This window comes from Caballeronia mineralivorans PML1(12), from assembly GCF_001028175.1.
Classification (GTDB): Bacteria; Pseudomonadota; Gammaproteobacteria; order Burkholderiales; family Burkholderiaceae; genus Caballeronia; species Caballeronia mineralivorans.
The window spans coordinates 76,243-87,983 of the sequence record NZ_AEJF01000163.1 but is presented as its reverse complement, the minus strand read 5'-3'; the positions used below and the strand labels follow the sequence as shown (position 1 = coordinate 87,983).

Below are 11,741 nucleotides of genomic sequence, written 5' to 3'. Positions count from 1 at the left end.
GCTCGTCATGCAACTGGCCGGTATGACGTTCACCGAGGGCGCGCACAACCTGGTTCTGGTCGGCGGACCGGGTTCGGGCAAAACGCATCTGGCGACCGCCATCGGCGTGTCCGGCATCATGCATCACGGCAAGCGGGTTCGTTTCTACTCGACCGTGGATCTGGCCAACGCACTGGAGAAGGCGCAGGGACGCGCCGGGCGGATCGCGGCGAGCCTGCTGCGCCTTGACCTGGTCATTCTGGACGAGCTCGGGTATCTGCCCTTCAGCCAGGCCGGCGGGGCGTTGCTATTCCACCTGCTGAGCCGCCTGTACGAGCACACGAGCGTTGCGGTGACGACGAATCTGGACTTCGCCGAATGGTCCAGTGTGTTCGGCGACGCGAAGATGACCACGGCATTGCTGGACCGACTGACGCACCACTGCCACATCGTGGAGACTGGCAACGAGAGTTACCGTTTCCGGCATAGCAGCGCCAGTGCAAAGAAACGCATCCGCTCACGTGAAGCGGCACACAAGGGCGACGTCGCTAACACTTCCGGGTCGGCCTGACGTTGCTCACCGCGCAGTGGAATCTGCTACGGGCTACGCCCTTCGCAGATTCCACTGCGCAATGCATCCTCATACGAAGGAGGACAACAACTCCGGAAACCCATACACTTATCCACACCCGGTTCTGCTTCAGACCGGTCTCCACCCCGGCTCAGAATTCAATCGGCCCGGTGGCTCAAAATTCAGTCGGCGCGGACACGCTGTGTCGGTTGCCTATTGTGGTTCGGGTGCATGGCTGCGGCGTCGTATGGGCACGCGACGTTTTTCCTTCTGTCGCAATCCCACGCCGGGGAGGTTCGCGGCGCTGCCGTGCCGGTCACCAGTATTCCGGCACACCGCAGTCTCACTGCGGTCATGACGGAACGGGCAGTGGTGACGGCTGGTCTTGCTGCGGCTGATATCAGGCGCTGCGTGCGCGACTGTCCAGCATTTCGGATTCGTCGTGTGTCTCTCGCGGCAAGACTCGATGCGCTCAATGCTGAGGCCGGTGAAGTACGTCGGCTACAAGGTCTCGAAGACGGTAACGCCGAGCGTCGCGACGCGACCCGTAGCGATCCAGTCACGGCACGGCTCGCGATACTCTGCGGTGTAACGAGTTCGAAGCTCGACCTGTTCGCAGGACTCGCCTTCGCGGCCGTACTCGAAGGTGTCTCCTGCCTGCTGTGGTGTATTGCGCTGCTGCCAATCGCGCAAACCGCACCGGTCGCGGCCGGTAACGAGGCAGTCGTGCTGGTAACGCCCGATCCACCTTTATCGGCTCTCTCAGTCACGGAACAAGAAACTGAAGTCACGCAACTGGCCCGCGACATCGCGGCCGGACTCGTGCGACCCACTGTTTCCGGCATTCGTCGATACCTGAGTTGTTCCCAGGCGAAAGCCGCTGCCCTGCGGCGCCAGATCGTCAATTCTTCGCTGTAACCGGGCGCGTCCTGCGCTCGGCTCCTTCCCTTTAATTTTATTTCATAACGCGATCACGCATCCGGTTCTGCCCGGAGGCCCGTGCTCGCCCGTTATCTGGAGAAATTCGTCATGAATCAGTTCACACGGCTCAAGCCACTGTTTCATCCTGGACGGCTGCTCGTTACCCATGCAGCACTGGCCACGCTACGCGTCAACGGCATCCCGGTTATCAGCGTCCTACTTCGCCACATTGCGGGCGACTGGGGAATCGTATCCGAGGACGATCGGCAGCAGAACGACCTGTCGATCGGCGCCGGCCTGCGCCTGCTGTCCCTCTATCGCTTGCCGGACGGTGCCAGGATTTTTGTCTCAACCGAATGGGACCGATCCAGCACCGCGATCCAACTGTTCAAGGGTAATCCGTCCGCTCCGCAATCTTCGCATACCGTACGTCCCATCCGAAGCCGGCGTCCAATTCGGCAAATGCACGGCAACTTCCCGGGAGCGTGTCCATGAATGAACGTCGAAAAAATGGAACGCGCTTTCGGATCGGAAGACCGGCTATCACACCCGCGGCGGAGGTCGCACTTGATGCGGCAGGCATTCCCGCGGTCCTGCTGCTGGCAAGGCATGTTAACTGTGACTGGGGGATTTGTCCGTGGAGGATCTGGCTGCCAACGAACTGGCCGTGCTAAACGGAAGACGGCTGCTGTCGAGCTACGCGCTACCTGGCGGCGGCCAAGTATGGGTCATCACAGAGGCGGACCGCTCGACAACGACGATCCTGCTTCCCGGTGACTATTGACGGAGGCGGGTACCTAGCTGCGTAGCCATCGCCTTAATGTCTAGTTGCGCGATCAATACCAGAAGCACCGAGTGGTGCGTCTGGTTGATCTATGGCGGCATATCTTCTTACGGGTAGAACTCACTTTGCACGGTATGCTGAGTTCGCTCCTATTCTAAACTAAGAAACATGTGAAACTGCGCTTGCCATGCACGAGCAGACCATGTCCATGAACGATACTAGACCTTCCAGATCCGGATAGCGAGCTTCCCGAAGGCATTCGAACGATCTTCAATCGTCTTGAACTTGAACTGCTTGTATTCAGCTAGTTCCTGGGTGAGCCGGATGTTCGACTTCGCGTACTCTTGGCGCTTGGCTAGGAAGGGGTTATTCGAGGCGACGACGTTGAGTTCGTCAGCTAAGAGCGTCATGTTGCCAATGCGGTGCAGCATCTTGATGTGCTTAGCTTTCCAGCCTTCACCCAAGTAACTGGGCCAGTCCCCGTAGATTGCTTTGGTACCGGGCTTCTCCGCTGCCTTGGGGATAATGTGCTCCAACTCCAACTCTTCCGGATCAGCCAGGTAGTACTCGTTCTTATGTGCGATCGCCTGGTACTCGAACATCTCCAAGGCGTATCGAGCGCGGTTGACGACAGCAGGCACAAAGGGGAAGGTCGCGAAGGCAGTTTCGAATTCCTCGTCGTCCGGCGTGTACTCACGGAGAGTTGCTAGCGCCGTATGCTCGTAGTTCTGATCGTCGATGGAGGTAAGGGTCGCAAAAATTGTCTCCAGCTCGTTAGAGCGCTTCTCGCAGATGTGTCGGCGCATCATGAAGGCTTCGAGAGTTCTAAGAAGTCGAACCCGCGTCGTTTCATTCACGGATTTGCGACCGAACATGTCGAGCAACCAAGTGAATGACTGGAAGGCCTTGATGCGCCACAGGTTGTTGATGTGGCGGTTGACCTTAGAGGACTCTGTATTTGCCCAAAGCAAGCTTGCGTAAAGCTGGGCGGACTGCCGTAATTCCTTAGCGAAGGTCGTGAGCTTTACCTTCTTGTCCGCCACAAGATCCCCCGGATCGCTGTCCTCCAGCGCCGCTACATCTTCCGCATCTTCGTCATCCTCATCGTCCTTGATGCTGGACGAGATGAATTCCGTCATGCTCTGAGCCTCAGTGACATGCCGAAGGTAATACGCCCGAAAGTCGGCCACCAACTTGTTCTTGGTCACCTTGCGGTGCAGCCGGCCGGCCAGCCACTGACGGAAGAAGTCATCGCTATCCAGTCCGTCCAGCGCCACAATCAACTTCCGCCAGTCTTCCTTTACCTTCTCGAGTGTTCCGCTGGGTAGCGAGGACGCGTGACCCAAAAGGAAGTTCTTGATGATGTCTGTAGGCTTCAACCGCAAACCGCGGTTGTTGATTGTCTCGAATAGCTTGTACGCATCCTTGGCCGCTCCGACGTCTAGGCGAATGATCGATGCGCTGTTCATTAGCTTGTGGAAGAACTGGTTCAATTCGTCCAGCGATAGCTGATCAACCCACACAGTGAAGTTCTGGTGAGCCCCGCGAAGGCATTCATTCTCGACTTCGGACGAGTTGCCGCCTTCCATGATGTGAATGTAGTCGGCATGGTCGAGATCCCCAAGATGCAATTTTGGCTGCGGCTTGCGGTCTACCCCTTTGCACAGCAGTAGCTTGGTGAGTTCTTGCCCAGCTTCGGGATCACCTTCTCGCTCGAAGCGTCGGGCTAGCACGCGCATCAACACAGTAATCGTGGTAACCCGCTGCTGTCCGTCAACGAGCTCAAGCCGGTTAATACCAGGCCCATGAGTGTCGGCGAGGAAAAGCAACGTGCCCAGAAGATGCGTGTCGCCGGCCGGCAGGAGCCTCAAGTCGTCGAAGAGCTCGCGCTGCTGCCGCTGTCCCCACGCGTATCGACGTTGATAGGCGGGTATCAAGAACTGTTCGTTGCCCACCGCGAAGAATTGCTGGAGGCTCAATGTGGTTGGTGTGATCTTCATGAGTTCGGGTTGATAGCACAAGGATGAAGGGCTGACGTGCCCCCTAACTTAAGGTACAGCGTTCGTCGGTTGCATCGAGACAGCCACCAAATCGCGGTTTCTGATGCGTTCCGTACACACTGACGACCACGTGGTATTACGTCAAGGCAAAACCATGACTGGACTTGGGGGAGACAAGCTATCGAGCTGGTATGTAATTTTTGCCGCGCACTTATCGCGGCGATATACAGGCGCGTAAGCATCATCCCGTCGAACAGGATCCTCCAACGAGGACCTGACCATGCTTACGTAGACATACCACAGACCTGGAACCTGATAGGCCCAGTCGCCACGCTGCAACGACCATCGCGGTGATCGGCAGACATCTGTACTGGCGCAAACCGGGATAACGACCGTGTCAAGCTTTGCTGTAGCATCTACGGGTTGTGTGTCGAAGCTTTGCTGCGTCAGTTGCATATCGATATCCCACTCGTCCTTCATGGCTTGGAACGCAGTCCCGTAACACAGCGAATGAACGAACGTGAAATCTTTGCCCATGGGCTCATCGCCTGGTTCCATGTTCTGGTGTGCGGTTTCGCCAAAAGTCAGCGTCGCCGAAACAGCTCGGCCATTGACAAAGCGTTCGGCGACCTTCCACCACCTGCCAAACGCCTGTTGTTCAAAAAACAATATCCTTCCACCTTCCGAGCGTTGCCAAGGTGGCATCGTCCCTCCGAGGAGCCTCTCAACGTCTAACTCGCTACTTCCCAGCGGTATGAGGAGAATCGATGAGGGTGGCGGTAGGGGCGTGGCCGCCACGGGCGGATTTCGTCCGGTTTCAGCTATGGTCGCTGTACTGTATGTGATGTTGGCAACCGAAGCGGGCGACGGCACGTCAGGCTGAGAAGCCGTCAATCCCGCCGAGCGGGAGGCTCCGATGGCAGGCGAAGGAACTGTTGCGCCATTTCCCCACAGAACCCCCGGAAATTTAAAGTCAAATGTGCCCGCATGTATGGTGCCGCCCGTCAGGGCGATTAACACGACAGCCACTACGGCGACCCAGACGGTCCAGTGTGCTTTGGATAGTATTTCTCGGAATCTTTCCATGTCATATCAGCAACGTCATTTGCCAGGCCGCTTTCTGAAGATTCAATGTAAAGGCCCGCTATATTGGGATTAACGGCCGCCATGCTTAATTCTTTAGCCAATTCACGGCGATTCCTATATCTACTTTCCGTATCCACGGTTCAAATGAGCGCAGGCACCGGGAGTGCGGAAGTAATGATGAATGGTCTCTCGCAATGGTCGACGATGGGCCAAACATCGTCGACATTGGAACGACGGATGACTGTGCTATGCGGACGCCCGCAATGTCCACGTGTTCGCCCGGTGGGTTGTCTTTCATGGATGAACCTGAGCTGGCCCATCAAGCCGGAATCGATCCTTCCTGAGCATCTAGGCGATACGGTCACACCAACTTAGAAGGGAAGCCCGCTCAACGTCTGGCCAAACGCCCCGCCAGACGCTCAACGATTTCGATCACCATCGCTCGGTCACTGCTGCCCAACTTCGCCAGTAGCTGGCCGACGTGCCTTGCCTGGTCAGTTGTGCGGCTACTCGCGCCGGTCAGCAGGTCTGCTGCTTCGCACTCGAAGATATCTGCCAGTTCCACGAGGCGCGCGACAGTCGGCACGACCAGTCCGCGCTCCATGCGGGACACGGCCTCGTTTCCGATCCCGAGCTGTTCCGCGACCTGCTCCTGTGTCAGGCCGCTCTCCGCGCGGTGTTTCGCAATCGCCCGCCCAACCATTTCCGCCAATCGGTCCAAATCTGTTCCCGGCATGCGCCCTCCTTTCAACCTGAATGGTTGAGCATCACCCCGTGCACATGAAGGACTTTTTAGGTTGAAACTAAACTTTTTAAGATGAATGTCGTTATCTTTATCAAGCGACGCGATGCCGCGCTCCTAGCGCCTCCACTGGTCGAGGTTCTGATTGCGCAGCACCACCACCGTCATCGCACGGCCAACTCCGCAATGCGGTTACCCGCGCCTAGTCCTGCAGAGCAGGTTATTAGGCAAAACATTCACCAAAAGAGGACCTAGGAAGAATGAAGAACAAACTCACCACCGGGATCACGAAGATGGCGCTATTCGCGTCTACGTGCGCTGTACTCGCAGCCTGTGGCGGAGGCGGCGGCAGTTCGCCAGCCAGCAGCCCAGCGGCGGCGATGATCGTTCCGCCGTTATCAGCACTCTTCGTATCGTTGGCGTCAAATACGTAGCGTCAATCGATATCTCGGCGCGCTGAAGAGCAAGATCAAGAATTTCGCTCACGGAGAAGTTGAACTACAACTTTCCCACACCTACTTCGATGGGGCGCTCATAGTGATTGTCAAAGTTCCGCCAGCCACACAAAAGCCGGTCACGCTGCAACAGGACGCTCACCTTTACGCACAAACTGGGGCGAGCAATCGAAAGGTACCGCCTGAATCGTGGAGGAGCATCTTGGACACGCAGTTGACTGACACTTTTTGGCTCTCGCCACCACGCTAGCTTATCGTTGTGCGCCAGCCAAACCTTAGATGCAGGCCATCCGTCACCTCCGGATTCTTTGACGGATATAGTCCGGCTTCGGCCTGTACGTGAGGTGAAAACTGATTGCCACGTTCAACAAGGAAGCACTGCTATGTCTCGTGCATGATAGACCGCCCGGGTTTCATCAGAGAACCTATTGAACCACTCTGCCGCGTTCTGTGGCGCGTCGACAAACACGTCTCCCTCGTCTTCATTCTCGAGCAAGTAGGTGTAAAGATACACTGCGCTCATCTTCGCCATATCTAGCTGCGGTAACGTCATTACCTGCTCGTCGTCCAGGTGGGCGATGAACTTGTCGCGCAGAAAGCGCATTTCTTCGACATACGCCGACCACGCCACCTCTTCCACTCCGAGCTTCGCGAGCAATCCGGCCATAAATGCTGCCTTGTCCTGGACAACCTTTGTCCAGTGATGCTTTCCTTTTTTGTCGGCAAACACCTTGCACCACTCGAGAACAGTGACGTCCGCAAAGTTCCCGTTGACCGAGATCCAAAACTGCTCATTCGCCATTGGCTTTCCCATCTCGAACCACGCCCGATAGTAGGCGAGGTTTCGCAGTGTGTGACAGCACACCGTGCCAACACGACGCAAGCGTTGCCGCCGGGTTAGTGCCATAGATTCACTCCGCTTTCTCGACGTCAGCGATTGAAGTACCTCGTCGCACGCATACACGCGGCTTAAAGCGAGCTCGGCCGGCGCAGATTGCCCTGAACCAACACGGCGACTATGACGACATGTCCCGGCGACGTACTCTTCTCGAGTATCCCGATACCAGCGTCGACAGGTTGCGGCGCCGACGTCTTCGGACTACAGTCCAGAACGCAAAGCACGCCGCAGTTTTTTCCTTTCGCTGCGACGTAGCTTGTTGTCTGTTCCACATACTGCTGACAATCCTCCAATGACATCGTTCGCTTTGACTGCGCCTTCAGCTCAATTGCAATACCGTGAAATGAAAGGTCGGTGATCCCTCCAGAGGCGTGAGCGTGCTCGTCTAGCTCCACCCCAATCTCAGGTCTCCGCCGCAGTTCCTTGCGAACGTAGTCCTGAAACTCAGCCTCAGACCAAACGCCGTCGAACTCGGCATCCTGTACTGCGCGTCCTGCCATATTTGACAGTGCGGAAACGATTTTTAGCAGGTCGCCCAGATCCGAGCCGAGGGCCGAGCCACGCTGCCGAAGTTCGTCGCGTATTTGCACGATTTTTCGATCGACGTTAGGGTAGCCCGTGATCGGATTTGCCTGTAAGTCGAGTCCTTCTATCAATAACGTCCGGTGTCCAACGACTGACACCGGCTGCTCCGCTCTCGTCGGCAGAAATTCAGCGGCGTATTTGAATTCAAACGGACGCGCCTGAAGTCCTTGCGCCACCTTCAAGAGTGCCCTGCCTCGATCTACCAGTACAAACGGCGGTTGCCCGGTGGGTCTATTGAATACGAAATCGGGGAACGAGTAAGTAGCGCGGGGTTCGATCGTGACTGGCGATAGCCGAAGTTGTTCGGCGTCGTCGGGCCATCGCGAGACTCTCACTTCGATCTCAAGATCATGAACTTCGTTGGGCGTGAGATGGTGAAGCTCACTTACCGCTATCCCGTCGATGTTAAATTTGAGAAACGCAACCGAAAGTTCTGTCGGAGCGGACTTCGTTTCCGATTCGGAACGAGTGATCCGGACGATGCCCTTCGGCTCAGCAAAGACGCCTACGGGTAGAGGCACCGCAGCGATCATTGAACACAGCCGCTCAACATCCTCCAATGATTGCAGCCCGGCAATATTGCGGCTCGCCGATGCGAGGGCTTTTGTCGGTTCCTTGTCACCATACTCCTTGTTCCACTGGCGATACCGCTCCCTTGCGCTGCGAGCGAAGCGGTCGGCGTCGGGCGCCGCATCTAATACGGCCCCCCTCCATTCCACGAGTGTAGACACAATCCGAAGCAGGCCCGCCAGTCCGGCATACGCGACGGCCGTCGAAGCTCGACCATAGCTCAACGATGCTTGATCAAGCTCACTGCTAGCGGTCGTTAGTTCCGCCGCGTGCGGGTAATCGCCCTGCGCTATCCGCAGAAGAGCCTTAATGGCCTTGATGCGGGCGGGATATACCGCGGAGAGGATCACGTCTCTCTGCATATTCCAGTCGGTCCTTTTCAATGAGAGCGGTAACTTCCGTCCACTCGTGTCCGATCGATGCCAGCTCGTCTACGTGGCCAGCCGCGATTACGGCTTCAAAGCTTACGGCTAGATACAGCTGGCGCGCCGACCACTTCCTCGTCCGCATTTGAACGGTGTCCGGGAAGCTCTGCCAATGGGTCCGCGCGACCGTTACAGCCTGCTCCCACGCCCCCGCACGCGTCAATACTTCAATGAAAGAGCGTACGGCTACGTGATTGTCCTTCCATCGAATCGCCTCCGCTTCAAACAGCGGTGCGTATTCCAGGACTGCTGTAGCAGGAACCATATGCAGAAGTTCCAACGCATCATCTGCCAGCGACGTCATCGCCTCCTGGTCGGCCAAGATCTGCAATATCATCTTGGCAAAGCCATTTGTTGTGGAAAGCTCGCGACCGATATAGCGAAGCTCGCGTAAGGCTATGTGCGGCTCCACCTTTTCTATCAACGCGACCATTATCTCGTCTACCCGCGCCTGTTTTGCGGCTTCGTCGAGATGGCGGCTTACAAACAACGCGATGCAATTCATCAGGAATTCATGCGACTTCGTTTCGCCCCTGTAGTACACGATGAGTGCCCACAGCGCTCTCTTGACGACGGGACCAAACACTGTTGGAAATTGCATCTTTTCCAGCACACGCACCGCCGTCTGATGAACTATGAGATAGGGGTCCGTGAGCAGCGGTATGAACGCCTCAAATATGAGCTCTGGCAAGTCGGACTGCCGCCGGTATCTAAGCTTGCCAAGCGCCTTTGCCGCCGCGGCACGGACGACTTGCGACGGTCCGACCATTGATGAATATAGCAATGGAAGTACTGCATTTAGACCGTGAGGCGTAGTCATCAGCGTGCTGGCGTGCTCGACGAGCGAGGCACGAAGTGCGTGCAGTTCGCTATTGATGCTAGCGACGAATTCGATGTACTGCCGTGTCGCGTGTTCGTTGCCGCTGGCAGCGTTCACCGCCCAGCCGACAAAGTTCTCGCGAAGCGCTCGAAGGGTGCCTCGCCGGCCATGCAATTCCATTGCATGTAGCATGTTGGCAGGCTTCTCGACTCGACTGTCGGTTTCTAGGTTCCGCAGTCTGTCATCCATCAGCGCTGCGGCACCGAGGAGCACATCGAGTTCTGACAACGCGATCCCAAGCAGATTATCCGGATCATCTCCAAATGCATGCTCCACCTCGCGCAATACTTCGTCGTTTGAGGAAGTAGTCGCAGCCCAGAGCAGCCTGCGCAACACAACTCCACCCACGGCAGGATCGGGTGCCGAGTCGTCTCTTCGCGCCCGGAAGAATACCCGTTCGTAGACCCCCATAAGTCTGGCTTCACCATCCGACGATGCACCCGCGAAGTAGGTCATCAACGTCTTATCAGTGGCTGATGGATCGGCGAGAAGCGCTAACGCGAGTCCGTCTTTGAGCGCCTGGCAAACGTCACTCAAGTCGTGCCGTCCCTCGCCTTCATCGAGCAAGTGTGCGCGAGTCAGTTTTGTTGCCAGACTGCGTACAAAGCGCAAGGGCACCAATGGATCGACCCGAACCAAAACGCGGAGCGATCGCGCGCCGGTCATTACTTCGAAAGGCCGATGTTCGTCCAGCAATCTCTCAACTCCCCTACATGCTTGGTCAGGCCACCGCATAAATACCTCCAGTAGCGGTTCGGGATGAGGAGTTCGATGATCGAACGGGACTGGAGATCGGGGAGGTCGCGCAAGCAGGGCTAGCGCGGGGATCGCAGCGGGAACCATGGTCTCGTCGGCCTCGTCGACATTCATTTCGAGGATCGAGGCGGAAATCTCAACGCAAACGCGGCGCGTCAGGCAAGTCAACGCGCACCGCACAAGGCGCCTTTTATCACAGCTGAGTTGCTGCAGCACTTGAAGACCGGTTTCCAGAAACCAATACTCTCCCGCCTCCACCAAATCAAAAAAGTGTTCAGTGATCGTCGTCGAGAATATCTCTGGTGCCAGCCTCGAGGTCTCCAATATCCGAACTCTGGCCTCGCTAGAGGGCTCCGTGTCGAATTGTTCGAGGTCGTCAAGCAACGTCAGGGCTGGCGCAGACTGCCCTGCTCTTAAGCCATCACGGACCTGACACCGCTGCTGCTGTGCCGCGGCAAGTCGCTCTTCGCGTCGTTTGTTTTCTACAGCGGCTTCTCCCTGCTCACGGTCTCGCTCCGCGACGAGCTCGGACAGGTTCGGCAGGCGAACCGGCTGCCGTTTGTCGCAGTGGACACAATTTCTATCGTAGAAGTCAATAGCAGCGTCAGCAAGGTCCCAGGTGGCCATCCCGCCAGCCGGCGCGTGGTCACACGTTACGGCGTGATGGCCGATGGGTAATCCTGTTTCTTGCTCAATGAGGCCGGTTCCGCCGAACTTCTCAACTTTGGCGTGCGCACACCAGTTCTGAACCAGTTCCATGGTCCGTTGGTTCCGCTCGCCCGAGGCGACCGCTCTTTCGATGTCCCGGTCTCTGCTCATTTTGAAGAATGTGACTCCCTTATGCGCCGACGCACTGCCCTACCCAGCAAAATGGCATCTTACTCGCGAACCGCAGGCGTCCACTTATTGCACGTTGGAGCATGAACTGCCGCAGCGCGATAAGCCGGAGCGGGTCGAGCGGCAACACCCGTGTGCTGGGATAGCCTCGCGCTCGATGAAAGCATTGCTTGATCGCGACACCCCGCATAACGGCCATGGGTTCACCAAAGTCGTCGCAACCGAATGGTGCATCAGGCCGAACCTGGCTGG

General features: G+C 57.0%; 9 protein-coding genes. 3 read left to right on the top strand and 6 right to left on the bottom strand.

What is annotated here, in order from left to right; translation table 11 throughout:
• The 3 genes from istB to EOS_RS27330 form a co-directional block, all read left to right on the top strand.
• Positions 1-550 (top strand): IS21-like element helper ATPase IstB (gene istB / locus EOS_RS27340; RefSeq protein ID WP_047895319.1); only part of this gene is annotated, 550 nt, incomplete at its 5' end.
• A 231-nt stretch (positions 551-781) separates the two neighbouring features.
• Entirely contained in the window at positions 782-1,468 is a 687-nt protein-coding gene (locus EOS_RS27335; RefSeq protein WP_047895302.1) for a hypothetical protein, read from the top strand.
• A gap of 81 nt (positions 1,469-1,549) precedes the next feature.
• Positions 1,550-1,966, top strand: coding sequence for a hypothetical protein (locus EOS_RS27330; RefSeq protein WP_235442986.1), 417 nt, complete (start codon positions 1,550-1,552; stop codon positions 1,964-1,966).
• Positions 1,967-2,473: 507 nt separating this feature from the next.
• Here EOS_RS27330 and EOS_RS27320 read toward each other — a convergent pair.
• The 6 genes from EOS_RS27320 to EOS_RS43705 form a co-directional block, all read right to left on the bottom strand.
• Entirely contained in the window at positions 2,474-4,255 is a 1,782-nt protein-coding gene (locus EOS_RS27320; protein WP_047895300.1) for a DUF262 domain-containing protein, read from the bottom strand.
• A gap of 141 nt (positions 4,256-4,396) precedes the next feature.
• Positions 4,397-4,960, bottom strand: coding sequence for a hypothetical protein (locus EOS_RS27315; protein WP_152693188.1), 564 nt, complete (start codon positions 4,958-4,960; stop codon positions 4,397-4,399).
• Between the two features lie 769 nt (positions 4,961-5,729).
• Positions 5,730-6,077: a helix-turn-helix domain-containing protein gene (locus EOS_RS27310; RefSeq protein ID WP_047895298.1), complete on the bottom strand. Its 348-nt coding sequence runs from the start codon at positions 6,075-6,077 to the stop codon at positions 5,730-5,732.
• A gap of 825 nt (positions 6,078-6,902) precedes the next feature.
• The gene (locus tag EOS_RS27305; protein WP_152693187.1) at positions 6,903-7,445 is read right to left on the bottom strand and encodes a hypothetical protein; all 543 of its coding nucleotides are present in this window, start codon (positions 7,443-7,445) and stop codon (positions 6,903-6,905) included.
• Positions 7,446-7,507: 62 nt separating this feature from the next.
• The gene (locus EOS_RS27300; RefSeq protein ID WP_235442985.1) at positions 7,508-8,941 is read right to left on the bottom strand and encodes a hypothetical protein; all 1,434 of its coding nucleotides are present in this window, start codon (positions 8,939-8,941) and stop codon (positions 7,508-7,510) included.
• Positions 8,898-11,411: a hypothetical protein gene (locus EOS_RS43705; protein ID WP_152693186.1), complete on the bottom strand. Its 2,514-nt coding sequence runs from the start codon at positions 11,409-11,411 to the stop codon at positions 8,898-8,900. The genes EOS_RS27300 and EOS_RS43705 overlap by 44 nt, the downstream gene beginning before the upstream one ends.
• Positions 11,412-11,741: the final 330 nt, after the last annotated feature.

Bases quoted from the DNA above. Each gene is read 5' to 3' on its own strand.
- EOS_RS27335 (WP_047895302.1), top strand. From the start codon at position 782: ATGGCTGCGGCGTCGTATGGGCACGCGACGTTTTTCCTTCTGTCGCAA.
- EOS_RS27320 (WP_047895300.1), bottom strand. From the start codon at position 4,255: ATGAAGATCACACCAACCACATTGAGCCTCCAGCAATTCTTCGCGGTG.
- EOS_RS27315 (WP_152693188.1), bottom strand. From the start codon at position 4,960: ATGCCACCTTGGCAACGCTCGGAAGGTGGAAGGATATTGTTTTTTGAA.
- EOS_RS27310 (WP_047895298.1), bottom strand. From the start codon at position 6,077: ATGCCGGGAACAGATTTGGACCGATTGGCGGAAATGGTTGGGCGGGCG.
- EOS_RS27305 (WP_152693187.1), bottom strand. From the start codon at position 7,445: ATGGCACTAACCCGGCGGCAACGCTTGCGTCGTGTTGGCACGGTGTGC.
- EOS_RS43705 (WP_152693186.1), bottom strand. From the start codon at position 11,411: ATGGAACTGGTTCAGAACTGGTGTGCGCACGCCAAAGTTGAGAAGTTC.